Raw genomic sequence first — 23,226 nt, 5'->3', positions numbered from 1 at the left:
CTATAGGGTTAATGGATTTTGAATGGGATTTGGCTAAAAGTAACTCAGGCCAGACCTCTCGAAATTTTGATTTTGCATATGTGATATCAATTTTTAAAGATCCTGCGATAGTTATTGAGCATGACCAAAGATGGGATTACGGGGAAGAGCGTTATCGCGCAATAGGAGCAATTGATAAAAGGGTCTTCGTAGTTGTGTTCACTAGAAGAGTTAAGGCCATCAGAATTATTTCAGCAAGGAAAGCTAACAACAGGGAGGTCAAGCGATATGAAAAAAATAGTACGAGTTAGCGTTGATCTAAATAACCCTAAAAGCTTCCCCAAGGGGGTTGTAAATAAGAAGCTATTAGATGCAACTTCTGAGCGTCTCATAAAGCTACACCAACAGCAAGACGATGACGAGGCCATGCAAGATGCCGCAAAATATGCAAAGCGAGTTCGTGAACGGAGTGGCTTATCTCAACAAGAGTTCTCAAATCGCATAGAAGTTTCCTTGGAAACTATTCGAAATTGGGAGCAGGGAAAAAGAAGTCCAACAGGCGCAGCAAAAGCGCTGCTAAAAATATTGGATCGTGCGCCTGAGGTAGCTTTACTGGCCCTAAGCGTATAAGAAACCTCAGAAACCTCAAATAAAAAGAAAGCAAATGAGCTTGCAAAACTTATTCCAGAGTTTCCAAGTAACGCTGTGCATCTAATGCAGCCATACAGCCTGTGCCGGCACTAGTAATGGCTTGACGGTAGATGTGGTCTTGTACGTCGCCAGCAGCAAACACGCCAGGGATGTTGGTGGCGGTAGCATTGCCTTCAAGGCCAGAATGGGTCTTGAGGTAGCCGTTACTCATGTCAAGCTGACCAACAAAGAGTTCGGTGTTCGGCTTGTGGCCAATCGCAATGAAGGCGCCAGTGACAGCTAGATCTTCGGTGCTGCCATCTTGTTTCTTGATACGCACACCAGTAACGCCTGTTTCATCGCCGAGAACTTCATCTAAAGTGGAGTTCAGTTTGAGCTCCACTTTGCCTTCAGCTACTTTAGCCATTAAGCGGTCATTGAGAATTGGCTCTGCACGGAATTTATCGCGACGATGAATCACGGTAACTTTTTTGGCGATACCGGTGAGGTAAAGCGCTTCTTCAACAGCAGTGTTGCCGCCACCAACTACGCAGACGTCTTGATTGCGGTAGAAGAAACCATCACAAGTTGCGCAACCAGAAACACCGCGACCCATAAATGCTTCTTCGCTTGGTAGACCAATGTATTGAGCGGAGGCACCAATACAAATAATTAATGCATCGCAGGTGTAAGTACCAGAGTCGCCAACTAAGCGAATTGGTTTTTCTTTTAAGGCTGCAGTATGAATGTGGTCAAAAATGATTTCAGTATTAAAGCGCTCAGCATGCTTTAAAAAGCGGTCCATGAGTTCTGGGCCTTGAACGCCATCCGCATCTGCAGGCCAGTTTTCCACGTCAGTGGTGGTCATCAATTGACCGCCTTGAGCCAGTCCCGTAATGAGGGTAGGGTTTAAATTGGCACGGGCAGCGTAGACAGCTGCTGTATAGCCAGCAGGGCCAGATCCGAGGATTAGAACTTTGGAGTGTTTTGGGGTATTTGTAGTCATAAGCAAATTATAGAATTTTGCTTGTTTACAATCGGTAGAACATGGCTAGAACCGCATACCCGAAGTCCAAGACTCCAATGAGTCCCGAGCCCCCCGATAACAGCGGGCAGGGCAGAATGCCCCGTTTGCTTCTGGAGGCCCGCTGGTTCATCTCCCTAGGCCTTTGCCTGGGCTTATTTGCCATCTTGCTGACCTATACCAAGGCCGATCCAGCCTGGTCAAACGCCAGTTTTGAGGCCCCAAAGAACTTGGGTGGCCGTTTTGGAGCTTATTTAGCCGATTTAATGCTCTATATCTTCGGAATATCTGCCTTTTGGTGGGTGGTTCTATTTGGGTGCCGTGTCCTCGATGGCTGGAAGGAGCTTTGGAGTATTCCATTGCCCCCAGAACCGGACGCTAAGCCTGATTCCTTATTAATGCGCTGGTTAGGCTTTGGCCTGACACTGGTCTGCAGTATGGGTATTGAGTCCATTCGGATGCATTCGTTGTCCTGGCAGCTTCCTAGGCCTCCTGGAGGCATTCTGGGTGAGTTGATTGGCGATCCCTTGCAAATGTCCCTCGGTTTTACTGGGGCAACCTTAGTTCTCCTATTTGGCCTATGTGCTGGCTTATCCCTCTTTTTGCATTTTTCTTGGCTCGATGTTGCTGAGAAAGTAGGTCGATTCTTGGAGGTGACTTATCACCGTATTCGCGAACGTCGCGATGTCGAAGAAGATCGCAAGTTGGGTGAAGCTGCTGCGGAAGAGCGTGAAGAGTTTGTGGAAGAGTTCCACGGTCGTGTTGAAGTTGCCGCTCCTGTACAAATTGTGCGCGCACCAGTGGAGATTCCTACGAGTGCTCGCGTTGAACGTGAAAAGCAGCAACCGTTATTTGTGGATATTCCGGATTCAGAATTGCCGCCACTCGCATTGCTCGATCCAGTGCCTGAAGCAAAAGAAACGATCTCTGCCGATGTATTGGAATTTACTTCGCGCTTAATTGAGCGTAAGTTGGCAGAATTTAATGTTCAGGTAACTGTGATTGCTGCATACCCTGGTCCAGTGGTTACTCGTTATGAGATTGACCCAGCAGTGGGCGTGAAGGGTAGTCAGATTGTGAATCTCTCACGCGACTTAGCGCGTTCGCTGGGCGTAGTGAGTATGCGTGTTGTTGAAACGATTCCCGGCAAGACCTGCATGGCTCTGGAATTACCAAACCCAACACGTCAATCGGTTTACCTGTCGGAGATCCTGACGTCACAGGTCTACAACGACAATCACTCATTATTGACTCTGGCTCTAGGTAAAGACATCTCCGGTAGCCCGATGGTGGCTGACTTAGCCAAGATGCCTCACTGCTTGGTTGCGGGTACCACTGGTGCTGGTAAGTCCGTTGGTATTAATGCCATGATCCTGTCTTTGCTCTTTAAGGCGAAGCCTGACGAAGTGCGCCTGATCATGATTGATCCGAAGATGCTCGAGATGGCAATCTACGACAAAATTCCACACTTGTTATGTCCAGTAGTGACTGACATGAAGCAAGCTTACAACGCCCTTAACTGGGCGGTAAATGAGATGGAGCGTCGCTACAAACTCATGAGTAAGTTTGGAGTGCGTAACTTAGCTGGCTTTAACAAGAAGATTGCAGAAGCAGAAGAAAAAGGTGAGAAGCTCACCAATCCATTTAGCTTGACTCCGGATGATCCAGAGCCAATCTATAAAGCACCAGTGATCGTCATCGTGATCGATGAGTTAGCTGACTTGATGATGGTTTCTGGCAAGAAGATCGAAGAGTTGATTGCGCGTATTGCACAAAAGGCTCGTGCTGCAGGCATTCATTTGGTATTGGCAACACAGCGTCCAAGCGTGGACGTCATTACTGGCTTGATCAAAGCAAACGTACCAACCCGTATTTCATTCCAAGTGAGCTCTAAGATCGACAGTCGTACGATTTTGGATCAGCAGGGCGCGGAAGCGCTGCTGGGTATGGGCGATATGCTTTATATGGCACCAGGTACCGGCTTACCAGTTCGTGTGCATGGCGCATTCGTATCCGATGATGAAGTGCATCGCGTTGTGGAGTGGCTCAAAGAGAAGGGCGAAGCCAATTACATCGATGGTGTATTAGAAGGTGCTGATGAATCTAATGTTGATGCCTTAACTGGCGAGAGCGGCGGTGAAGCTGATCCACTCTATGACCAGGCTGTTGCCATTGTTTTGGAAAACAAGCGCCCATCCATCTCATTAGTGCAGCGTCACTTGCGCATTGGCTATAACCGCGCAGCACGCTTATTAGAGGATATGGAAAAGGCTGGTCTCGTATCGAAGATGGGTAATGGCGGCAATCGCGAGATTTTGCATCGCCCTTCGGAGTAAGGTTCCATGCCAAGAGTTCTCATAGCAGCAATCCTCAGTATTGTCAGCATCTTATTTTCAAATGCCGCTCTATCTCAAACGGAGGGTGGTTCAGAGCAATTGCATCAGTTCGTACGCAGCTCAAAAACAGCTGAAGGCGATTTTGTGCAGCAGCAGTTACGCGCACCTAAAGCAAATGAGCCGCAAGATAAAGGTTTAAAAGTAGTGCGCCAAACCCAAGGTCATTTTGTGTTTCAGCGTCCCGGCCATTTTATTTGGGATACGCAAAAACCATTTGAGCAAAAGCTCATCGCTGATGGCAAACAACTCATTCTGTGGGATAAGGATTTAAATCAAGCAACCTTTCGTCCAGCTGGACAAGCATTGGCATCAACTCCAGCAGCAATTCTCTTTGGTGAGAGTTCGTTAGATCAGCACTTCGATCTGGTGGATGGGGAAGAGCGATTGGGTATGAAGTGGGTAGCTCTAACGCCTAAAAAAGACCCTAATGCCAAAGGTAAAAATGATTTACCGTACACCAAGATTTCGATTGGCATGGCCAACGGTTTGCCTAAAGCCCTTGAACTTACCGATGGATTGGGTAGTGTAGTGCTTGTTACCCTAGATAAGATCCAGCTCAATGTGAATTTGCCTGCCAATCGCTTTACTTTCAATCCGCCCGCCGGGGCAGAAGTCTTGCGCTTAAACTAGAGCCCATATACCTAACCAAAGCTACATATGATTGATCCGCAATTACTCCGTAAAGATATCGCTGCAGTTGCTGCACGTTTAGCTACTCGTAAATTCCAGCTTGATGTTGAGAAATTCAATACATTAGAAGCTGAGCGCAAATCACTGCAAACCCGCACCGAAGAATTGCAAGCAAAACGCAATCAGTTGTCTAAAGCCATTGGTATGAAAAAAGACAAGGGCGAAGATGCTTCTGCCGAGATGGCTGAGGTTGCGCAAGTAAATGCGGATATGGAATCTGGTGCAGCAAGACTAAGCACCCTTCAAGCAGAGATTTCTGATTTCTTAATGGGTATCCCCAATCTTCCGGATGAATCTGTGCCAGCAGGTAAAGATGAAACCGAGAACAAAGAAGTAAAGCGTTGGGGTGAGCAACCTATTTTTGATTTTGAGATCAAAGATCACGTTGACCTTGGCAGTCCATTAGGGCTCGACTTTGAAGTGGCGGCAAAGATTAGCGGCTCACGCTTTGTAGTGCTTAAGGGACCAATCGCAAGATTGCACCGCGCCTTGGCGCAGTTCATGATCGATACCCATGCCACAAAGCATGACTATCAAGAGGTCTATGCGCCTTATATGGTGAACGCTGCCTCAATGCGTGGCACTGGCCAATTACCGAAGTTTGAAGAAGACTTATTCAAAGTTCCGCGTCAGATGGGTGGTGAAGACGAGGGTGGCGAAGCAAAAACTGAAAACTTCTACCTGATTCCAACAGCAGAAGTGCCGGTAACCAATTTGGTTCGCGATGAAATCGTGAATGCTGATAGCTTGCCAATGAAATTTGTAGCTCATACACCATGCTTCCGCTCAGAAGCGGGTAGCTATGGCCGTGATGTACGCGGCATGATTCGTCAACACCAGTTCGACAAAGTGGAGTTAGTTCAAATCACTAAACCAGAACACTCCATGCAAGCGCTGGAAGAGTTAACCGGTCATGCAGAACGTATTTTGGAATTGCTCGAGTTGCCATATAGAAAAGTATTGCTCTGCACTGGTGATATGGGTTTTGGTAGCACCAAGACCTACGACTTAGAAGTGTGGGTGCCATCACAGCATGCTTACCGAGAAATTAGCTCTTGCTCAAGCATGGGTGATTTCCAGGCAAGAAGAATGCAAGCAAGATTCAAAGCTGGGCAAGGTAAACCAGAATTGGTTCACACCTTAAATGGCTCAGGTCTTGCGGTGGGTAGAGCATTGGTTGCATTGCTTGAAAACAAGCAGCAAGTAGATGGCAGCATTGCTATTCCTAAAGCATTGCAACCCTATTTGGGTGGCTTAGCAGTGCTAAAGCCAATTTAATCTCTTGGTAAGTGAAAAGCAGATTTACTCAAATGAATAAGCTTTCATTATTCTTAATCTTGATTTGCTCGGCATCAATTTCTCCAGGTGCTTTTGCTACTGAAAAAACCTATCGATGCGTGGTGCTGAGCTCACCATTGCTCAAGATAGTCCTAGGGTGGGTCAAGAGTTTGCGGTAGTCAAGAAAACCGGAGAAGTGATTGGGGATGTGATGGACTCCTTGGGGAAGCCAATGGTCATAGCCTCTGGAGGTGAGAGTAATCCTTATAAAGTCATTTGGAAGAAAAATGCCGCAGGTAAGAATGGCGCATTTGTAGACTATTTGAGTATTGAGGGTTTTGCAAAAGACGGTAAGAAGCCTTTTGGATTCTTCTCTGGCTCGCTGCTGATGACAGGCGTTTGCGATCAATAGATAGAAGATCTTTAAGCAGGATCAATATTTAAGTTTTATCCTAGATACACCGGAGAGGTGGCAGAGTGGTCGAATGTACCGCACTCGAAATGCGGCGTAGGGTCAAACCTACCGTGGGTTCGAATCCCACCCTCTCCGCCAATTCAATAGTCTGATTGAGAAAACCACTTTCATTGGATCAAGATGCATTTGAGAATTCAGCATGCGCTAGGGTTAGTGCTCTTAAGCACCTTTTTGTTTGCGTGCTCAAGCAAGAAGTCCGATCGTGAAGATGTTATTCAGGTTCCAAATGAAGTTTGGTGGAATACGGCCGCAAAGCAAGAAACCGGAAGGCCAATCTCAAGTGGCTCATTGAATGGGATTGACCCAAGCGCTTAGCGAAATTTGGCGGTCATACGAGGAAAAATTGCCAAAGTAAGCCCAGTTAAATTTGTTGTGGGCTTTTCAGAGAGTGATGATATTAATGCTTTTGCAAGCCTGCAAAATGGGCAATATTGCATTGTGTTTACCAATGGATTTATGCGCCAATTTGGCGATGATCCCGATGTGATTGCCGCAGTTTTTGGCCATGAGTTGGGACATCATCATTTGGGTCATACCCAACCGGATTGCGCCAAAAATAGGGATGTTGCTATTGGAGTGGCCAGTCAGGCTTTGGGGGCAATTTCTAGCTATTTCATCCCCTTTAGCGGGCTCCTGGTGGGAAATGCGGTTAAGGGTGCAGGGCTGTCCTATAGCAGGGATGATGAGCGTGATGCTGATAAATTTGGCATGAGGCTGGCTTTAAAGGCAGGCTATTCCCCCTGTGGAAGCTATCGATTTGCAGAAAAAATGAATGCCTTAGGGCAAGGCCCGGCATTAGCTTTCCTTTCAACCCACCCCGGAAATGATGAAAGACTCAAAAATTCACAAGATTTTAGTCAAGCCGAGGCAAATTCTTCATGCGTCCAATAAAACCACCATTTAGGCTGTCATAAAAGTGTCATATTCCCCACGTATCGTCTAAATATCGTATTTTTGCGATGATTATTGAGGATAGATACATGAGATCTCTTTTGAAAACAGCGTTACTGAATGGCGCCATTTCGATTGCAGTTGTAGCTTCAAGTAGTGGCGTATTTGGTATTTGCTGCCGACATGACTGGTGCCGGCGCCACATTTCCTTACCCTGTATATGCAAAGTGGGCAGAAGCCTATAAAGCGAAAACTGGCTCTAACTTAAATTACCAATCCATTGGATCTTCCGGTGGCATTAAACAGATCAAAGCTAAAACAGTTGATTTTGGTGCTACTGATAATCCGGTGAAGTTTGACGACCTAGAAAAGGACGGCTTGGTTCAGTTCCCAGCAATTATTGGGGGTGTGGTTCCAGTGATTAACGTTGAAGGTGTGAAGCCAGGTGAGATTAATTAAGTTAGATGGGCCAACATTGGCTGATATTTTCCAGGGTGTTATTTCTGATTGGGGCGACAAGCGTATCGCAATCATGAATCCTGGTGTAAAGATTCCTAGTAGCCCAATTACCGTAGTAGTGCGCGCTGATGGTTCTGGCACAACAGTGATCTTTGCGGACTATTTGGCGAAGACAAGCTCGATGTTTAAAGACTCTGTGGGCTCTGGTGCTTCAGTCAAGTGGCCAGCGGCTTCTACAGTAGGGGGCAAAGGCAATGAGGGTGTAGCTGCTAACGTTTCACGGGTCAAAAACTCTGTTGGCTATGTTGAGTACGCTTATGCCAAGAAAAACAAAATGACTTTTATTTCTTTGAAAAACAAAGATGGTCAGTTTGTTGCTCCCGACGATCTTACTTTTGCAGCCGCTGCTGCCGGTACAGATTGGTCTAAAGTCCCAGGCATGGGTACCTTTATCACGAATGCATCCGGTGCAAAGTCATGGCCTATCACTGGCGCATCTTTCATCTTGATGTACAAAGATCCGGACAACAAGGCAAATGCAGCTGAAGTATTGAAATTCTTCGACTTTGCCTTTAAGGATGGCAAGAAGATGGCCGAAGATCTCGATTACGTGCCAATGCCAGATTCAACTACTGACTACATTCGCAAGAATGTATGGTCAAAGATTAAGGCTAAGTAAGTCGATATGTCTGAAGCAGTTAACGTCTCTGCAAACGCTGTTTCCCCGCAGGCACTTCGAGTAGCCAGGGTTCAGCGTTTTCAGGACATGCTCTTTCATAGAGCAACCCAATTCTTCGCATTGTCGGTTCTGATCGTATTGCTTGGCATCATTGCGTCTCTGCTTATTAATGCATGGCCAGCCCTGCATGAGTTTGGACCAGCATTTTTCATTTCAGAAGAGTGGGATGTAGTGAATGGTCAGTTTGGCGGCCTGATTGCCATCTATGGAACCTTGGTCACCTCTGTTATCGCGTTAGTGATTGCTGTGCCCCTTAGTTTTGGCATTGCTGTATTTTTAACGGAGCTCTGTCCGGGCTATTTGCGCCGTCCTCTTGGTACGGCAATTGAGCTCTTGGCAGCAGTCCCATCGATTATTTATGGAATGTTTGGTTTATTTATCTTTGCACCGCTATTTGCGGAGTACATTGAGCCCGCTTTAGCCGCCACTCTTGGGCAAATTCCATTATTTGGTCTTTTGTTCCGAGGCGCCTTTAATGGCATTGGCATTCTTTGTGCTGAATTGATATTGGCAATGATGATTTTGCCGTTTATCGCTTCCGTTATGCGCGATGTATTCGAGATAGTGCCTCCCGTGCTTAAAGAGTCTGCATATGGTATTGGGTGCATAACATGGGAAGTGGTGCGCAATATTGTTTTGCCTTACACCCGAGCAGGTGTAATTGGTGGCGTGATGTTGGGTTTAGGTAGGGCGCTTGGTGAAACCATGGCGGTTACCTTTGTCATTGGTAATGCACACAGACTGTCTTCCTCCTTATTTTCTCCAGGCAACTCTATTGCCTCTACCTTGGCCAATGAGTTTGGAGGGGCGGAAGTAGGGCCGCATTTCTCCTCATTGTTTGCATTAGCGCTTGCACTCTTCATGATCACGTTCATTGTTCTTGCGGTTGCCAAGTGGATGTTATTGCGCATGGAGAAGCGGGAAGGTCTGAAATCATGAGTGACCCAATCTTCGCAAGACGAAAGCGTGTAAATGCAATTAGCCTGGCGCTATCAGTGGGTGCCATGAGCCTTGGGATGATTTTTTTTGCTCTGGATCTTAGGCGTTTTGTTGTACAAAGGCTTTTCCTCGATTCATTTATCGATGTTTCTAGAGAGCACGCCTGCGCCAGGTTCTGACGGCGGCGGCCTAGCGAATGCGATCGTTGGCAGCTTAATGCTTGTAGGATGCTGCACCTTAATTAGCGCCCCCGTTGGAGTAATGGCAGGCATTTATTTATCTGAGTACGGCAATAAGAGTAAGGTTGCATCAGTTACTCGATTTGTGACGGACATTATGTTGTCTGCCCCATCGGATTGTGATTGGCCTCTTTGTTTATGCATTATTGGCCGCACAGGTAAAGCATTTTTCTGGCTGGGCTGGAACCATCGCGCTATCGCTGTTCCGGTTATTGTTAGAACAACTGAGAATATGTTGCGTTTGGTGCCTGGAAGTTTGCGTGAGGCCGCTTATGCATTGGGTGCACCAAAATGGAAAGTGGCTTTAAGATTACCCTACGCGCAGCGCAAAGTGGCGTAATGACCGGAATACTGCTGTCATTGGCTCGAGTGAGTGGTGAGACAGCCCCTTTATTGTTCACAGCCTTAAATAATCAATTCTTCTCTACCAATATGAATGCTCCCATGGCTAATTTGCCAGTGGTGATATTCCAGTTCGCCATGAGCCCATACGATAAATGGGTCAATTTGGCCTGGGGCGGGGCTTTATTAATTACTTTTGCGGTTCTAGGTCTCAATATTGTGGCCAGAGTCGTTTTCCGTGACAAAGTGCAGGGTTAATTTATGAATGCAATTGAGATTCGTCATTTAAATTTCTACTACGGTAGTTATCAGGGGTTGAAAAATATCAATCTGGATATTGAAGAGAAAAAAGTGACCGCTTTTATTGGACCATCTGGTTGCGGTAAGTCCACTTTATTGCGCTCCTTAAACCGTATGTACGATCTCTATCCTGGCCAAAGAGCTGAGGGTGAAATTAACTTCTACGGCGAGAATATTCTGGACTCTAATCGCGATCTGAATTTATTGAGATCTAGAATCGGCATGGTTTTTCAGAAACCAACGCCATTTCCGATGTCGATCTGCGAAAACATTGCATTTGGTGTGCGCCTATACGAAAAGCTCTCTCGTGCAGAAATGGATGAGAGGGTAGAGTGGGCCCTCAATAAAGCAGTTCTTTGGGGTGAAGTTAAGGATAAGCTCAATCAAAGCGGCCTATCTCTATCTGGCGGACAGCAACAGCGCCTATGCATTGCCAGGGGTGTAGCGGTTAAGCCTTCAGTGTTGCTTTTGGATGAACCTACCTCGGCATTGGATCCTATTTCTACGGCCAAGATTGAAGAGCTTATTAATGAGCTCAAAAACGATTACACCATTGTGATTGTGACCCACAATATGCAACAAGCTGCACGTGTCTCGGATTACACAGCATTCATGTATTTGGGAAGTCTTATTGAGTTTGGTAAAACAGATGAGATCTTCATTAAACCAAAGCGTAAAGAAACCGAGGATTACATTACAGGCCGTTTCGGCTAAAAGGAAAATCATGCCTGATAAACACTTATCTTCACAGTTTGACACCGACCTTAATGGCTTATGCAGCAAGTTGCTGGAAATGGGCGGATTGGTCGAGTCCCAAATTTCAAATGCTATGAGAGCATTTTCGGAAATGAACTTAGAACTTTGCAATCAAGTCATCCAGTCGGAAAAGCTAGTAAATGATTATGAGGTTCAGATTGACCTTACTTGTACAGAATTTATTGCACGTAGACAGCCTACTGCAAGAGATCTTCGTTTGGTCATGGCGATTTCTAAGGCAATCACGAATTTAGAGCGTGCGGGTGATGAGGCAGAACGGGTGGCCAAGAGAACCAAGCGTTTAATTGAATCTAATATCCAAACCGAGATTAATGCTGTTGAAATCAAACTTTCTGGGCAAATGGCGATTTCTTTATTGTGCCGTAGTTTTTTGGATGCTTTTGCTCGCTTAGATACGATTGCTGCCGTTGAAGTGGTTCAGGAAGACCGTCAAATTGATGAGGAATTTAGAGCATTTGTGCGAAAGTTAATCTCTTATATGATGGAGGACCCAAAGACAATTACTGCGGGTCTTGATATACTTTCCATTGCAAAAGCGATTGAGCGTATCGGAGACCACGTCAAAAATATCGCAGAGTTTGTGATTTATATTGCTAAGGGCTCTGACGTGCGGCATGTGCCCCACGAGGAGTTGGTGAGAGAAGCGACTAAATAGGATTAGCGGCTTACATGGTTCAGCGAATACTGATTATTGAGGATGAGCCTTCTATTGCAGAGCTTATAGCCGTTAACGTCGCTCACGCTGGATTTGAGTCTCAAAGGGCTATGCAAGCAGATGAAGCTGTAATGTGCTCATGGCCGAATCATTGCCAGACCTGATTATTTTAGATTGGATGCTTCCTGGAAAGTCGGGCGTTCAATTTGCGAAGGATCTCCGTGCTGATTTGCGAACTAGCGCTATTCCGATTCTGATGTTGACTGCCAAGGGTGAAGAACTAGATAAGGTTGCAGGCTTAGATGCTGGTGCTGATGACTACGTAACTAAGCCCTTTTCGCCAAAAGAGCTAGTTGCTAGAGTCAGGGCTCTATTAAGACGCTATGAAGGCGCCACAAATGAAAAGCCAATTACCATTGGCCCACTCTCATTAGACCAATCTGCTCATAGAGTATATTTTTCGGATGGTGATGTTAAGCCTATAGAAATTCCCTTAGGACCAACAGAATTTCGTCTCCTGACCTACCTGATGACCAATCCTGAGCGCGTCCATTCCAGAGAAAATCTACTGGATCATGTTTGGGGTAATGAATCCTACATAGAAGAAAGAACAGTTGATGTTCACATTAAACGCCTGAGAGATGCCTTGGCTCTCAAGGACTGCGATAGCATGATTGAAACTGTTCGGGGCAGTGGTTATCGCTTTTCTAAAGTCTGGCGGCATGAGTCATAGCAAGTCTTAGTCTAAGATAGCTTATGTTTTCAATTATTAGTCGCTTCCTGGTTATTGTTAGCCTAGCTTCAGTGGGTTCTTGGCTTGCCTATGGGCAATGGGGGATTTTGCCAGCCTTCTTGGCGGACTTTGGGTTGCTAAGCATTCCTTTGGCTTACTCCTATTTCAATTTAATGCGCTTGGAGAAGTTCATTCTGATTGATCGCGTGGAAAGCATGCCTGCCGCTAGCGGACTCTGGGGCGAGGTTTTTTCCCGTCTAGAGCGATTGATTCGTGGAATGAAAGGTTGGGTGCGTGCGATCGAGAAGCAGCACGAGCGATTTATTGATGCGTTTCAAGCCTCACCCAATGGCATCATCATGTTAGATGATGTCGATCAAATTGAATGGTGTAACGCCATTGCTGGGCGATTCTTTGGCATTTTATTCAAGCGAGATGCTTAGAAAGAATTAATTATTTGATTCGCCGTCCTGAGTTTGTTCGTTACTTGAACGATCGTTTGTTTGATGAGCCATTATTAATTGAGCAGATGGGGTCGAACTCGAACTTAAGTTTAATGATCCAGGTGTTCCCATTTTCCGAGAATCGCCGTCTGCTTTTGGCTCAAGACGTTACTGATCTACGCAAGGCTGAAGCGATGCGTAGGGATTTCGTTGCTAACGTTTCTCATGAGATGCGCACACCATTGACAGTCATGACGGGTTTTCTGGAGGCCGTGCAGACCTTGGATCTCGAGCCTGCAAAGAAGGAAGAGTACTTAGAGCTCATGATGGTGCAGGGCAAGAGAATGAAGAGCTTAGTAGAGGATTTGTTAACGCTGGCCAATCTCGAAGCAAATACACAGCCTGCGCCTCAATCCAAAGTCTCCATGCAGACCATCTTGGCAATGCTAAAGAATGAGGCCGAAGCGCTATCTCATGGCAGGCATGTTATTTCAATCGAGGGTGACGCAAATTATTCCTTGTTGGGGGATGAGCGAGAGTTAATCTCCGCTTTTAGTAACCTTGTCTCGAATGCCGTCAGATATACGCCGGATGGGGGTAATATTCAGATTGCATGGAGCGCGACCCCTAAGAATGATGCTGAATTTTCAGTTCGCGATTCTGGTCCTGGTATTCCTTCTGAACATCTTCCTAGATTGACTGAGCGTTTTTATCGCGTAGATAGAAGCCGTTCCCGGGAAACGGGTGGCACAGGCCTCGGCCTCGCTATTATTGTTAAGCACGTCGCCACTCGCCACCAAGCTCAGTTATTGATTGAAAGTGCACCTGGAGAGGGCAGTAGATTTGCAATTGAGTTCCCATCCGCGCGCGTCGTTTCTATATAACTTGTTTGGCGATTAAGACAAATAATCGCTGTGGACTAGAATGGTGTTTCACTTCTAACCGCTAGATTTCATGAAAATCATCCATCTTACCTTGCTATTTTGCCTTGGGTCTATATGTGTAGCCTGCTCAACCCCGCCAAGTAGGTTTGGCGTCTATCAACAATCTGACGGTACGATTGGGGTGCATACTCCAAAGGATGCAAAAGAACTAGAAGCTCAAGAAGTGGCCGTTGCTGAGTGTAATAAGCTTGGAAAGCGAACTGCATCAATTGTGGATAGCAGGAAAACGGTCAATGACCGTTTTCCTATGACTTACATCTATGTTTGTAGATAAATCGCTACAGATATGAGCTGCTAATTAGCTTAGCAACCATTTCTTAATCGACTTATTGACACACATTGCATCTAAAGCAAGGCCGAAGAACTCGGATCCATTAGTAACCATACTTTTGATTGCTTCTACCTTACCGGCCTTGATGCCGCGCAAATAGGTTGCAGCACGATAGCGTAAGAAATGCTCGATTTCACCTTCTTTGTTATCGGTAGTGCATAGCTCTAGGCTGCCATAGCGGGTTTCTGGGTTGATATTCAGAATCGCCAAGCCCAATGCGCCAATCAATTTCTCTGGGACGGGGATCGGTACATAAGAGTAGAGCGATACCAGCATCTCTTCTTCATCAACTTCAATGATGTGATCAATATCTAAGACATCTTTTTCGGTCAATTCTGTTTCGCCAGAGTCGCCGCCACCAAAAGTAGATTCAAACTGCAGCATTGCAGTATTGCTTCCTTTGGAGATTTCGATCATGTCAGGGTAGCCGAGTAGGCCTTTCCACCAGTACATGAGAGAGAAGGTGCAGGGCTTAACTTCTACCAGACCTTTTTTAGTGGACTTGGCAAAGTACAAGCCGTAGAACTCATCATCCTGCTCTAGACCATATTGATCTACCTTAGGAGATTTTGCTGAGGCATTTTTAACGGCCTTCTTCGCCACTTTCTTAGCGGCAGGCTTAGTCACTGGCTTCTTGGTCGCCACTTTTTTAGCAGCAGGTTTTTTTGCGGCAACTTTCTTTGCCGCTGGTTTTTTCACTACCTTCTTCGCTGTCTTTTTGGTCGCCACTTTCTTTGCGGCAACTTTTTTGACGGCTTTCTTAACAGGGGCTTTTGTTACCACCTTGGTAGCTACTTTCTTTTTTACTGGAGACTTCTTTGTAGCCATGGTTTATTACCCTTCTCTGGTAGTTATTGTGCTTACTGCACATGATGATATTACTGCAATTTCCGTAGGGAAATAACCATTTCTATATGGGGTTTGTCTGCCTCATTTCAAGGGTTGCGGAGGAGATATATTTACGTGATCGACCATTGTTCTAGGGTCGCGTCCTTGCTACACTGGAGTCGAGTAGTTTTGAATAACCTTTTATATAAAGAGAATCTATGTTCCCTGAATATCGCGAATTAATCACTAAGCTCAAAACTTCAGACCGCCATTTCTCGCATTTATTTGATAAACACAATAATTTGGATCAAAAGATTCAGCGGATGGAGGCCCATACTGAACCATCCACTCCGGAAGAGATTGAAACGTTGAAAAAAGAAAAGTTACTACTAAAAGACCAGCTCTATGCAGTATTGAAAAAGGCGAGCGCCTAAAACGCTCGCTAGCTATTAAGCCTTTTTCAGGAAGCAGGCTTTAAGCAACATATTGCCTGCTTCTGTTTTGCAATCCACCTCATGGTCCCCAGAGACCAGGCGAATTCCCTTGATCTTGGTACCTACTTTTAAAGTGGTCGACGATCCTTTTACCTTCAGATCCTTAATTAAGGTTACCGTATCACCATCCGCCAACAGATTGCCATTGGCATCTTTAACGATTAAGCCGGCTTCAGCCTCTTCAGCGGGTCCGCTCATTGGCCATTCATGTCCGCATTGGGCGCAAACAAAGTTTTCGCCATCTGGATAAGTAAGTCATGTCTTCCTGGCAAGCAGGGCATTTTGGGAGGTTATCTGTACTCATGGCTCTATTTTAGTCCACCCCTTTAGAATGCTTAAATCATGAAAAAAACGATCAAGCTCATTTTGGGTATATCTGCTGCCCTTGCTTTATTGGGGGCGGGCTTGTGGTACGGATCTTCATTGGTCAATCCAGCGCAATTAACCAAATTACTGAGTAGCTCAGTAAAAGATGCAACTGGTCGAGATCTCAAAATCTCAGGGCCTGTTAGCCTGAAGATATTCCCCTCTATTGGAGTTACTGCAGAGCAAGTCTCATTAAGTAATGCATCTTGGGCTAGTGATGCGCAAATGCTGACCTTGAAATACATTGAGATGAATATCAAATTGCTGCCTTTGCTGACTGGCAATGTTGAAATTAGCAGTATGAATTTGAAGGGGCTTGATGCTCACCTACAAACCAATAAAGCTGGGGTAGGTAACTGGGATATGACTTCTTCAGTAAGCACTCCCAATACTTCTTCAGGCAATTCTGCTAACCAATCAACGTCTGATGACAGTGCATTTGTGGCGATTGAAACTGTCAATATTTCTGATGCGAAAATTAGTTACCAAGAGGCAAATGGCTCGACCAAGATCTTTTTACTCCCTAAATTTGCTTTGGATAAGAGCGGGTCAAAAACGTCCGTTATTGTGGATGCCCAGCACGCTAACTACACGCTTGGTCTAAAAGGAAAAGTGAGCTCGTTACGCACGGCGATGATGGATTGGGATCAGTCTCCCGTAAAGATGGATATTGATTTGGTGCTCACCTTAAATGGCAAGACTCTCGACATTCAGGGCAAGATCAATAAGGCACCAAAAGTATTGCCTAGGTTCGATATTTCGCTAAATTCCAAATCGTTTGACTTGGTTCCGCTTGCAGGTTCAGCAGTCATTGCTGCGAATGGCGCAAAGGTGAAGTCTATAAGCGCTCCCCCCAAGGCTCAGGAAAAATATTTCTTTAGTGCTGACATGCTTCCATTCGATTTAATCCCAGAGGCTACTGGCAAGATTGCTCTCAATATTGATAAGCTGGGCGTTCCTGATCAAGCCCCATTTACCAATGTGAAGGCCAATCTCTTATTTAAAGGTCAGGATCTAGAAATCAACGATTTGAATTTTGCCGTAGGCAAGGGTGAGGCGCAGGCGCAAATTAAGCTCTCTCAATTTCATGGTCCAAGCCCTATGCTGGTGGCAAAAGGTATCGCCAAGGATTTCTCATTGGAGCAAATTGTAGTGACCGCAGATCCCAATGCGCGGGTAAGCGGCGGCAACACTGAACTTGCCTTTAACATCAGCAGTCGAGGGAAAAGCTTGCACCAGATAGCTGCTTCGGCAAACGGTACGGTCCAGGTTTATATTGGCAATGCAGTGTTGGACTCCGCTTTAATGAATAAGGGCGGTGATTTTGTCGTCACAGTATTGGATGCAGTCAATCCAATGCGCAAGAAAACCAAAAAAACTATTTTAGAGTGCGCAGTTGCCTATTTGCCAATTGCTAATGGCATTATCACTGCGAAGGATTCTGTTGGCGCAGTTACCGATCGCTTGGATATTCTGTTGGCTGGTACGGTCAACCTCAATACCGAAGCTATCAATATCAAAATTAATCCCAATGAAAAGTCTGGCCTAACAACTGGCCTCGATCTTGGCAGTTTGGTGATGCTGCAAGGTACATTGCAAAATCCCAGCGCAGGGATTCATAAGGAGGGGGTAGTTAATAGTGCTGTCACTATTGGTCTAGGCATCCTCACGGGCGGAATCAGTATTGCCGCTGAAAATGCTAAATCGCTGGTTACGAAATCCTATTCTTGCAATTCAGCGCTGCGACCTTGGTCAGATATTTATCCTGGGTCTAAATAGACCCAGGTAATTCACTCTTAAAATACGAGTCCGCTCACAAAGAGACTGAACAAAGAAATAAAGATGCTGGCGAAGAAGGCTGTCCAGAAGCTAGAGATCGTAAAGCCGCTCACCACTGCAGACACCAGCATCAATACCAATGCATTGATCACCAGTAAAAACAGCCCCATGGTCACTACTGTTAGTGGAAGTGTGAACAAAATCAATAGCGGCTTCACAATGGCATTCGCAAAGCCAAGCAATAGAGCGGCAATCAATAACGAGCCGCCATCAGCAAAGCGTAAGCCACTAAAAATATAGCTAGCCACCCATAGGAATAAAGAAGTTAAGCCCCACTGGACTATAAATAGCGTTAAGTTACTCATGATTTTGCTCCTGCGGAGTGGTTAATCTTATTAATACTTATGAAGATATTAGCAGTAAGTTAATAGTGTGGAGGGATTTCATCTTTGAGGCTACCGCCTCCACCGCCACTGCTAGCTTGCTCTTTAATGGCCTTCAGTTCCCGATAAAGAAATTCAATCTGCTGCTGTTGCTTATAGACAGTCTCGTTGAGTTTCTCAATCAAGTCCTCGGTAAAGCTGAGCTTGATTTCTAGATTCGTGATTCGATCTTCAGTCATTTGATATCTTTCTTATTGATTGCGCAATGAGTTCAAAGCGACCATCTTCCATCTCCGCTTGGGGCCTTATCCAAAAGTCGTGAGATTGCATGGATTCATAAACGTAAGCTGGCTCCAGTGTGGCCTCTTGGTTGGCTAGTAACTAGAAGCCGCCTGTTTTAACGTGCCGTAATTTACTGCCAGGCTTAAAGAGCCCTTCATCAGGGGCTGCCATTTTTGGTTTGCTCATGTCAATAACGTACTTTCTCAGTATGATCTGGTAATGGCTAATCCCATTCCATACTCCATTCTAGATATATCTCCCATTCCTCAGGGATTTACTGCTGGTGATGCGCTTCGTAATTCATTGGATGTGGCGCAACATGCAGAAAAATGGGGCTACACCCGTTACTGGGTGGCAGAGCATCACAATATGACTGGAAATGCCAGTTCTGCAACTGCAGTGCTAGTGGGCTACATCGCTGCAGGTACATCACATATCCGGGTAGGTTCTGGCGGGGTCATGTTGCCAAACCATGCGCCACTCGTCATCGCAGAACAATTTGGCACTTTGGAATCTATCTATCCAGGTCGTATTGAGCTGGGGTTAGGGCGCGCACCTGGAACTGACCAAATGACGGCAAGGGCGCTACGACGTGATTTATTAGGAAGTGATGATCGCTTTCCGCAAGACGTTCGTGAGCTTCAACATTACTTTGGCCCTATTCAGGAAGGGCGGTCTGTTAAGGCGATACCTGGCGCCAATACGAACGTGCCGATTTGGATCTTGGGCTCTAGCCTGTATGGCGCGCAGCTGGCTGCACATTTTGGTTTGCCGTATACATTTGCCTCGCACTTTGCACCAGAACAGCTATTGGAAGCAATGAAGATTTACCGTGATTTATTTAAGTCATCTGTACAACTTGCATCACCATACTCAGCATTTGTTATGAATGTCGTAGCTGCAGATACGGATGAAGAGGCGCAACATCTCTTTACCACCTTGCAGCAGAATGTTGTCAGAATGCGGCGCAATACGCGCGGACAACTGCCGCCACCGATTGAAAGTCTGGATGATTTTTGTGAGCCCCATGAGCAAGATGCTGCCGCTCATGCTCTGCAATGCTCAGTGGTCGGTTCTTTGGAGACTGTTAAAAAGGGAATGCGCCAGTGGCTGGATAAAACGGGCGCAAATGAATTGATATTTACTGGCCAGATATTTGATCATCAAGCTAGACTCAAATCCTTCGAGATAGCAGCGCAGGCCGCCCAAAGTCTATAGAGCTTGAGTGTAGTCTGCTGTAATAAGAACTTGTTCTGTGGCAGCCCTGCTTATAAACCTTAAGACCTCATTATCTTTACTCACCAAAGTGCAGGGTTTATGCGTAAAAGCCAAATCTAGGAAGACTTGATCGTCTGGGTCTTGACATTGCCAGGGAGATTTTTGAAGATCTTCATCGCCCACACTCTTTGCTAGAGAACTCCACTGCAGCAAGATTTTCTCTTGAGCTGTTTTGTCTAAAGAAAACAGCGGACGAGAAATCACATCAGCAAATTCTTCTAGTGTTTTAGGGGTAGCAAGAGCGCTAATGTGGCCGGCAAGCAAGGCCTCCTTTAAATGAAGCGCTCTAAAGTCATTAAAGACAAAGAGATCGAGCAAAACATTGGTGTCGAGAATGACGACACGCATATCAGCAATCCACTTTTATCCTGGTTGTTTATCTTGGGGGGTTAGTCTTGATTTTTGCGCCAGATCTCTGGGGTAATAGTGACTTGGCCCTTATCGGAAGAAACGTAGACTTCACCATCTTGCATATTGACGTGAATCACCATGCTGCGCTCAACCAACTTATTTAATTCATTTACTTGTTCTGCTGGAATGGATACGACTTGAAGATTGCGCGCTCTAGTGAGCTTATTGGCGATACCGTCCCACCAGATTTTGCTTGTGTGCCCTCCATAGCAATAAACGATCACTTGATCTGACCGGCCGCACGCCTTCAGAATTCTGCGCTCATCTGGCTGCCCAATTTCAATCCACAGCTGAATGGCATCCGTGAGATCCTTAATCCAAAGATCCGGCTCATCGGTGTCGCTTAAACCTTTAGTAAAGACCAGGTCTTCGCTCGCCTGTAAAGCAAAGGCAATGATTCTGACCATCATCCGCTCTTCAGTTTCCGAGGGGTGTTTGGCGATCGTAAGGGAGTGACTGCCGTAATAGTGGCGGTCGGAGTCTGTGACGTGGAGGTCGGCTTTGTGGATTGTTGCGCGTAGGGCCATGCCGCATTATCGCCTTTATGCGCTAGTACTTCGGTTGAAGGGCTCTATAACCAGTATTATTTACATAAAGAGGCGCAAAAACCCTCAAATTACTGTGTATTGTTGAGCTCCATGATCCGTATTACTGAACTGCGTTTGCCAATCGACCATGCCCCAGAAGCCCTGGAGTTAGCGATTCTGAAGCGCCTGAATTTATCCCAAAAAGACTTAATTCAATTTGAGGTCTTTAAGCGCAGTTATGATGCCCGTAAAAACGTCGCACTGTCATTTATCTATACCGTTGATCTCTCGCTGAAAGATGAAGAAAGTATTCTTCAGAAATTTTCAGGCGATATTCATGTAAGACCATCGCCAGATACGAGTTATCACTTTGTTGCTAAGGCTCCTGAGTCTATAGCTAATGGGAAGGCATTACGTCCTGTAGTCATCGGTTTTGGCCCTTGTGGAATATTTGCTGCTTTAGTACTTGCGCAGATGGGCTTCAAGCCTATCGTCTTGGAGCGCGGGAAAAAAGTTCGTGAGCGTACTCAAGATACTTGGGGCTTATGGCGCAAGAATGTTCTTAATCCAGAATCCAATGTGCAGTTTGGTGAGGGTGGGGCAGGAACCTTTTCGGATGGCAAGCTCTACAGTCAAATCAAAGACCCTAAATTTTATGGTCGCAAGGTAATCAATGAGTTTGTTAAGGCCGGCGCCCCAGAAGAAATTCAGTATGTAGCAAAACCCCACATAGGCACCTTCCGTTTGGTGGGTATGGTCGAAAAAATCCGCCAAGAGATTATTGATCTGGGCGGAGAGATTCGTTTTTCCCAAAAAGTGATTGGTTTTGATATTCAAGATCAGCAAATTACTGGAGTAAAAATTGAGGGGCACGACGACTTGCCTGCAAATCATGTGGTGCTGGCATTAGGACATAGCGCACGCGATACCTTTGAGGCTCTTCATCATGCCGGCGTGTTTATGGAGGCCAAGCCCTTTTCAGTTGGCTTTCGAATTGAACATCCACAATCACTCATTGATAAAGCGCGCCTGGGTCCCCATGCAGGCAATGAGCTTATCGGTGTCGCTGACTACAAATTAGTCCATCACGCCAAGAATGGCCGCGCTGTATACAGTTTTTGTATGTGTCCTGGCGGTACCGTGGTGGCTGCAGCCTCTGAGCCAAATTGTGTGGTTACTAATGGTATGAGTCAGTACTCGCGTAATGAGCGCAATGCCAATGCAGGCATCGTTGTTGGTATCACCCCAGAAGATTACCCTAGTGGGCCACTCGCAGGCATTGAGTTTCAACGTGCAATTGAATCCAAGGCATTTGAATTGGGTGGCGGAACATACGAAGCTCCGGGCCAATTGGTTGGGGATTTCTTGGAAGGTAAGGCATCTACACAATTTGGAAGCGTAATACCTTCTTACAAACCTGGCGTACATTTAACTGACTTAGCCGAAAGTTTGCCTGCATATGCGATTGAGGCAATTCGGGAAGCGCTACCTGCCTTTGAGAAGCAAATCAAAGGTTTTTCAATGAAGGATGCTGTTTTAACCGGAGTTGAGACGCGCACATCATCGCCTTTGCGCATCACGCGCGGACCCAACTTCCAAAGCCTGAATATCAAAGGACTCTATCCGGCAGGAGAGGGTGCGGGCTATGCTGGCGGCATTCTATCTGCGGGAGTAGATGGTATTAAGGTGGCAGAGGCGGTTGCCTTGGATTATCTGGCAAGCTAATACCCAGGATTACAATTGCCCTATGAGCTCAGTGGCAAACAATCAGATTGCAGATGAAAAAGAAGTTTTATTTCATCCGGAGTTATCGCAAAAGTTTGATATCAATGGGCCTCGCTACACCTCCTATCCAAGCGCAGATCGCTTTCATAATGCATTTTGTGAAGCAGATTATTTAGGCGCCCTTGAGAGGGTAGCCAAAACCAACGAGCCTCTATCCCTATATTTCCATTTACCCTTCTGTCCTAACATTTGCTATTACTGCGGATGTAATAAGATCATCACCAAGGATCATGGTCGCAGTGCAAAGTACATCAAGTATTTGGCAAAAGAAATGGCGATGGTCTGTTCCGCCATGGGCGCCCAGAAGAAAATACCAGTGACGCAGTTACATTGGGGTGGCGGTACTCCGACATTTTTATCTCATTTATCTCATGAGGAGATGACGGAGTTAATGCATCACACTCGCGAGCATTTTGAATTACTGCCTGGTGGTGAGTATTCAATAGAGATTGATCCACGTCGTGTAACAGAGCAAGACATTGCACTGCTTGCTGAGCTGGGCTTTAACCGTATTAGCCTGGGTGTTCAGGACTTTAATCTGGCCGTGCAAGAAGCGGTACACCGTGTGCAAACCATTGAAGAAACTCAAGCGGTGATGGATTGGTCCAGAAAGTATGGTTTTAAATCCAGAAGCGTTGATTTGATCTACGGCCTGCCAAAACAAACCCCGGAAACCTTTAAAGAAACGGTGGATGTGGTGTTGGCCATGAATCCAGATCGCCTCTCGGTATATATAACTACGCGCATTTGCCACACATCTTTAAGCCGCAGCGTCGTATTGCTGAAGCCGATCTTCCTCCTGCAGCAGATAAGTTAGATATTTTGTCTA

Annotated in this window: 27 protein-coding genes, 1 tRNA gene and 3 pseudogenes; 24 read left to right on the top strand and 7 right to left on the bottom strand. The window is 45.9% G+C overall.

Features of this window, described 5'->3' with window-relative positions; translation table 11 throughout:
- Positions 1 to 11 precede the first annotated feature (11 nt).
- Both DXE27_RS00245 and DXE27_RS00240 read left to right on the top strand, forming a co-directional pair.
- Positions 12 to 290 carry a BrnT family toxin gene (locus DXE27_RS00245; protein ID WP_128112452.1) on the top strand — a complete coding sequence of 93 codons (279 nt, stop codon included), beginning with the start codon at positions 12 to 14 and terminating at the stop codon, positions 288 to 290.
- Positions 268 to 609 carry a helix-turn-helix domain-containing protein gene (locus DXE27_RS00240; protein WP_128112451.1) on the top strand — a complete coding sequence of 114 codons (342 nt, stop codon included), beginning with the start codon at positions 268 to 270 and terminating at the stop codon, positions 607 to 609. The genes DXE27_RS00245 and DXE27_RS00240 overlap by 23 nt, the downstream gene beginning before the upstream one ends.
- A 49-nt stretch (positions 610 to 658) precedes the next feature.
- Here the strand turns inward: DXE27_RS00240 and trxB are convergent, their stop codons facing one another.
- On the bottom strand, positions 659 to 1,615 hold the full coding sequence (gene trxB / locus DXE27_RS00235) for a thioredoxin-disulfide reductase (RefSeq protein ID WP_128112450.1): 957 nt from the start codon (positions 1,613 to 1,615) through the stop codon (positions 659 to 661).
- A gap of 41 nt (positions 1,616 to 1,656) precedes the next feature.
- On the opposite strand from trxB, the gene DXE27_RS00230 reads away from it, so the two are divergent.
- The 17 genes and pseudogenes from DXE27_RS00230 to DXE27_RS00160 all read left to right on the top strand — a co-directional run bounded on the left by DXE27_RS00230 (position 1,657) and on the right by DXE27_RS00160 (position 14,207).
- Positions 1,657 to 3,969, top strand: a complete 2,313-nt coding sequence (locus DXE27_RS00230) for a DNA translocase FtsK (RefSeq protein ID WP_128112449.1) — start codon at positions 1,657 to 1,659, stop codon at positions 3,967 to 3,969.
- A 6-nt stretch (positions 3,970 to 3,975) separates the two neighbouring features.
- The gene (locus tag DXE27_RS00225) at positions 3,976 to 4,659 is read left to right on the top strand and encodes an outer membrane lipoprotein carrier protein LolA (RefSeq protein ID WP_128112448.1); all 684 of its coding nucleotides are present in this window, start codon (positions 3,976 to 3,978) and stop codon (positions 4,657 to 4,659) included.
- A gap of 27 nt (positions 4,660 to 4,686) precedes the next feature.
- Entirely contained in the window at positions 4,687 to 5,997 is a 1,311-nt protein-coding gene (gene serS, locus DXE27_RS00220; RefSeq protein ID WP_128112447.1) for a serine--tRNA ligase, read from the top strand.
- A gap of 115 nt (positions 5,998 to 6,112) precedes the next feature.
- The gene (locus DXE27_RS00215) at positions 6,113 to 6,409 is read left to right on the top strand and encodes a hypothetical protein (RefSeq protein ID WP_128112446.1); all 297 of its coding nucleotides are present in this window, start codon (positions 6,113 to 6,115) and stop codon (positions 6,407 to 6,409) included.
- Between the two features lie 51 nt (positions 6,410 to 6,460).
- A tRNA-Ser gene (locus tag DXE27_RS00210) sits at positions 6,461 to 6,550 on the top strand.
- A 93-nt stretch (positions 6,551 to 6,643) separates the two neighbouring features.
- Positions 6,644 to 6,787, top strand: coding sequence for a hypothetical protein (locus tag DXE27_RS00205; RefSeq protein ID WP_172457084.1), 144 nt, complete (start codon positions 6,644 to 6,646; stop codon positions 6,785 to 6,787).
- Between the two features lie 6 nt (positions 6,788 to 6,793).
- Positions 6,794 to 7,363 (top strand): M48 family metalloprotease, encoded by a 570-nt coding sequence (locus DXE27_RS00200; protein WP_128112444.1) that lies wholly within the window; start codon positions 6,794 to 6,796, stop codon positions 7,361 to 7,363.
- Positions 7,364 to 7,546: 183 nt separating this feature from the next.
- A pseudogene (pstS, locus tag DXE27_RS00195) lies at positions 7,547 to 8,501 on the top strand (phosphate ABC transporter substrate-binding protein PstS).
- Positions 8,502 to 8,507: 6 nt separating this feature from the next.
- Complete coding sequence (gene pstC, locus DXE27_RS00190; RefSeq protein WP_128112443.1) at positions 8,508 to 9,500, top strand: phosphate ABC transporter permease subunit PstC; 993 nt, start codon at positions 8,508 to 8,510, stop codon at positions 9,498 to 9,500.
- A 111-nt stretch (positions 9,501 to 9,611) separates the two neighbouring features.
- Positions 9,612 to 10,079, top strand: coding sequence for an ABC transporter permease subunit (locus DXE27_RS09430; RefSeq protein WP_231969573.1), 468 nt, complete (start codon positions 9,612 to 9,614; stop codon positions 10,077 to 10,079).
- The gene (locus DXE27_RS09425; protein WP_231969572.1) at positions 10,079 to 10,339 is read left to right on the top strand and encodes an ABC transporter permease family protein; all 261 of its coding nucleotides are present in this window, start codon (positions 10,079 to 10,081) and stop codon (positions 10,337 to 10,339) included. Before DXE27_RS09430 ends, DXE27_RS09425 begins: the two co-directional genes overlap by 1 nt.
- A gap of 3 nt (positions 10,340 to 10,342) precedes the next feature.
- Positions 10,343 to 11,095 (top strand): phosphate ABC transporter ATP-binding protein PstB, encoded by a 753-nt coding sequence (pstB, locus tag DXE27_RS00180; protein ID WP_128112442.1) that lies wholly within the window; start codon positions 10,343 to 10,345, stop codon positions 11,093 to 11,095.
- Positions 11,096 to 11,105: 10 nt separating this feature from the next.
- The gene (gene phoU / locus DXE27_RS00175; protein ID WP_128112441.1) at positions 11,106 to 11,813 is read left to right on the top strand and encodes a phosphate signaling complex protein PhoU; all 708 of its coding nucleotides are present in this window, start codon (positions 11,106 to 11,108) and stop codon (positions 11,811 to 11,813) included.
- A 14-nt stretch (positions 11,814 to 11,827) separates the two neighbouring features.
- A pseudogene (gene phoB, locus DXE27_RS00170) lies at positions 11,828 to 12,546 on the top strand (phosphate regulon transcriptional regulator PhoB).
- A 23-nt stretch (positions 12,547 to 12,569) separates the two neighbouring features.
- The gene (locus DXE27_RS09420) at positions 12,570 to 12,989 is read left to right on the top strand and encodes a DUF3329 domain-containing protein (RefSeq protein WP_231969571.1); all 420 of its coding nucleotides are present in this window, start codon (positions 12,570 to 12,572) and stop codon (positions 12,987 to 12,989) included.
- A gap of 14 nt (positions 12,990 to 13,003) precedes the next feature.
- The gene (gene phoR / locus DXE27_RS00165) at positions 13,004 to 13,873 is read left to right on the top strand and encodes a phosphate regulon sensor histidine kinase PhoR (RefSeq protein WP_231969570.1); all 870 of its coding nucleotides are present in this window, start codon (positions 13,004 to 13,006) and stop codon (positions 13,871 to 13,873) included.
- Between the two features lie 70 nt (positions 13,874 to 13,943).
- The gene (locus DXE27_RS00160; RefSeq protein WP_128112440.1) at positions 13,944 to 14,207 is read left to right on the top strand and encodes a hypothetical protein; all 264 of its coding nucleotides are present in this window, start codon (positions 13,944 to 13,946) and stop codon (positions 14,205 to 14,207) included.
- Between the two features lie 24 nt (positions 14,208 to 14,231).
- Here the strand turns inward: DXE27_RS00160 and DXE27_RS00155 are convergent, their stop codons facing one another.
- The gene (locus DXE27_RS00155) at positions 14,232 to 15,092 is read right to left on the bottom strand and encodes a hypothetical protein (RefSeq protein ID WP_128112439.1); all 861 of its coding nucleotides are present in this window, start codon (positions 15,090 to 15,092) and stop codon (positions 14,232 to 14,234) included.
- 218 nt (positions 15,093 to 15,310) lie between these two features.
- Here DXE27_RS00155 and DXE27_RS00150 point away from each other — a divergent pair, with 218 nt between their 5' ends.
- A complete protein-coding gene (locus tag DXE27_RS00150) occupies positions 15,311 to 15,526 on the top strand; it encodes a YdcH family protein (protein ID WP_128112438.1) in 216 nt (71 codons plus the stop codon).
- A gap of 15 nt (positions 15,527 to 15,541) precedes the next feature.
- On the opposite strand, the pseudogene DXE27_RS00145 reads toward DXE27_RS00150, so the two are convergent.
- A pseudogene (locus tag DXE27_RS00145) lies at positions 15,542 to 15,890 on the bottom strand (zinc ribbon domain-containing protein YjdM).
- A 38-nt stretch (positions 15,891 to 15,928) separates the two neighbouring features.
- On the opposite strand from DXE27_RS00145, the gene DXE27_RS00140 reads away from it, so the two are divergent.
- Positions 15,929 to 17,731 carry an AsmA family protein gene (locus DXE27_RS00140; protein ID WP_128112437.1) on the top strand — a complete coding sequence of 601 codons (1,803 nt, stop codon included), beginning with the start codon at positions 15,929 to 15,931 and terminating at the stop codon, positions 17,729 to 17,731.
- A gap of 17 nt (positions 17,732 to 17,748) precedes the next feature.
- On the opposite strand, the gene DXE27_RS00135 is transcribed toward DXE27_RS00140, so the two are convergent.
- Positions 17,749 to 18,099, bottom strand: a complete 351-nt coding sequence (locus tag DXE27_RS00135) for a phage holin family protein (protein WP_128112436.1) — start codon at positions 18,097 to 18,099, stop codon at positions 17,749 to 17,751.
- 56 nt (positions 18,100 to 18,155) lie between these two features.
- Positions 18,156 to 18,353 (bottom strand): SlyX family protein, encoded by a 198-nt coding sequence (locus DXE27_RS00130; RefSeq protein WP_128112435.1) that lies wholly within the window; start codon positions 18,351 to 18,353, stop codon positions 18,156 to 18,158.
- Between the two features lie 262 nt (positions 18,354 to 18,615).
- Between DXE27_RS00130 and DXE27_RS00120 the strand changes: the two genes are divergently transcribed.
- Positions 18,616 to 19,614: an LLM class flavin-dependent oxidoreductase gene (locus DXE27_RS00120; protein WP_128112434.1), complete on the top strand. Its 999-nt coding sequence runs from the start codon at positions 18,616 to 18,618 to the stop codon at positions 19,612 to 19,614.
- Here the strand turns inward: DXE27_RS00120 and DXE27_RS00115 are convergent.
- Both DXE27_RS00115 and DXE27_RS00110 read right to left on the bottom strand, forming a co-directional pair.
- Positions 19,609 to 20,022, bottom strand: a complete 414-nt coding sequence (locus DXE27_RS00115) for a putative toxin-antitoxin system toxin component, PIN family (protein ID WP_128112433.1) — start codon at positions 20,020 to 20,022, stop codon at positions 19,609 to 19,611. The genes DXE27_RS00120 and DXE27_RS00115 overlap by 6 nt on opposite strands.
- Positions 20,023 to 20,063: 41 nt before the next feature.
- Complete coding sequence (locus tag DXE27_RS00110; RefSeq protein WP_128112432.1) at positions 20,064 to 20,612, bottom strand: YaeQ family protein; 549 nt, start codon at positions 20,610 to 20,612, stop codon at positions 20,064 to 20,066.
- Positions 20,613 to 20,723: 111 nt separating this feature from the next.
- Here DXE27_RS00110 and DXE27_RS00105 point away from each other — a divergent pair, with 111 nt between their 5' ends.
- Positions 20,724 to 22,337 (top strand): NAD(P)/FAD-dependent oxidoreductase, encoded by a 1,614-nt coding sequence (locus DXE27_RS00105; protein ID WP_128112431.1) that lies wholly within the window; start codon positions 20,724 to 20,726, stop codon positions 22,335 to 22,337.
- Between the two features lie 22 nt (positions 22,338 to 22,359).
- Positions 22,360 to 23,214 carry a radical SAM protein gene (locus DXE27_RS09415; RefSeq protein ID WP_231969569.1) on the top strand — a complete coding sequence of 285 codons (855 nt, stop codon included), beginning with the start codon at positions 22,360 to 22,362 and terminating at the stop codon, positions 23,212 to 23,214.
- The last annotated feature ends 12 nt before the right edge of the window (positions 23,215 to 23,226 follow it).

Origin of the sequence: Polynucleobacter necessarius (genome assembly GCF_900096755.1) — a bacterium.
GTDB lineage: Bacteria > Pseudomonadota > Gammaproteobacteria > Burkholderiales > Burkholderiaceae > Polynucleobacter > Polynucleobacter necessarius_K.
Note: the sequence above shows the minus strand (reverse complement) of the source record. Positions and strands in the feature narration are given on the sequence as shown.

Bases quoted from the DNA above. Each gene is read 5' to 3' on its own strand.
- DXE27_RS00245 (WP_128112452.1), top strand. From the start codon at position 12: ATGGATTTTGAATGGGATTTGGCTAAAAGTAACTCAGGCCAGACCTCT.
- DXE27_RS00240 (WP_128112451.1), top strand. From the start codon at position 268: ATGAAAAAAATAGTACGAGTTAGCGTTGATCTAAATAACCCTAAAAGC.
- trxB (WP_128112450.1), bottom strand. From the start codon at position 1,615: ATGACTACAAATACCCCAAAACACTCCAAAGTTCTAATCCTCGGATCT.
- DXE27_RS00230 (WP_128112449.1), top strand. From the start codon at position 1,657: ATGGCTAGAACCGCATACCCGAAGTCCAAGACTCCAATGAGTCCCGAG.
- DXE27_RS00225 (WP_128112448.1), top strand. From the start codon at position 3,976: ATGCCAAGAGTTCTCATAGCAGCAATCCTCAGTATTGTCAGCATCTTA.
- serS (WP_128112447.1), top strand. From the start codon at position 4,687: ATGATTGATCCGCAATTACTCCGTAAAGATATCGCTGCAGTTGCTGCA.
- DXE27_RS00215 (WP_128112446.1), top strand. From the start codon at position 6,113: ATGCGTGGTGCTGAGCTCACCATTGCTCAAGATAGTCCTAGGGTGGGT.
- pstC (WP_128112443.1), top strand. From the start codon at position 8,508: ATGTCTGAAGCAGTTAACGTCTCTGCAAACGCTGTTTCCCCGCAGGCA.
- DXE27_RS09425 (WP_231969572.1), top strand. From the start codon at position 10,079: ATGACCGGAATACTGCTGTCATTGGCTCGAGTGAGTGGTGAGACAGCC.
- pstB (WP_128112442.1), top strand. From the start codon at position 10,343: ATGAATGCAATTGAGATTCGTCATTTAAATTTCTACTACGGTAGTTAT.
- phoU (WP_128112441.1), top strand. From the start codon at position 11,106: ATGCCTGATAAACACTTATCTTCACAGTTTGACACCGACCTTAATGGC.
- DXE27_RS09420 (WP_231969571.1), top strand. From the start codon at position 12,570: ATGTTTTCAATTATTAGTCGCTTCCTGGTTATTGTTAGCCTAGCTTCA.
- DXE27_RS00160 (WP_128112440.1), top strand. From the start codon at position 13,944: ATGAAAATCATCCATCTTACCTTGCTATTTTGCCTTGGGTCTATATGT.
- DXE27_RS00155 (WP_128112439.1), bottom strand. From the start codon at position 15,092: ATGGCTACAAAGAAGTCTCCAGTAAAAAAGAAAGTAGCTACCAAGGTG.
- DXE27_RS00150 (WP_128112438.1), top strand. From the start codon at position 15,311: ATGTTCCCTGAATATCGCGAATTAATCACTAAGCTCAAAACTTCAGAC.
- DXE27_RS00140 (WP_128112437.1), top strand. From the start codon at position 15,929: ATGAAAAAAACGATCAAGCTCATTTTGGGTATATCTGCTGCCCTTGCT.
- DXE27_RS00130 (WP_128112435.1), bottom strand. From the start codon at position 18,353: ATGACTGAAGATCGAATCACGAATCTAGAAATCAAGCTCAGCTTTACC.
- DXE27_RS00120 (WP_128112434.1), top strand. From the start codon at position 18,616: ATGGCTAATCCCATTCCATACTCCATTCTAGATATATCTCCCATTCCT.
- DXE27_RS00115 (WP_128112433.1), bottom strand. From the start codon at position 20,022: ATGCGTGTCGTCATTCTCGACACCAATGTTTTGCTCGATCTCTTTGTC.
- DXE27_RS00110 (WP_128112432.1), bottom strand. From the start codon at position 20,612: ATGGCCCTACGCGCAACAATCCACAAAGCCGACCTCCACGTCACAGAC.
- DXE27_RS00105 (WP_128112431.1), top strand. From the start codon at position 20,724: ATGATCCGTATTACTGAACTGCGTTTGCCAATCGACCATGCCCCAGAA.
- DXE27_RS09415 (WP_231969569.1), top strand. From the start codon at position 22,360: ATGAGCTCAGTGGCAAACAATCAGATTGCAGATGAAAAAGAAGTTTTA.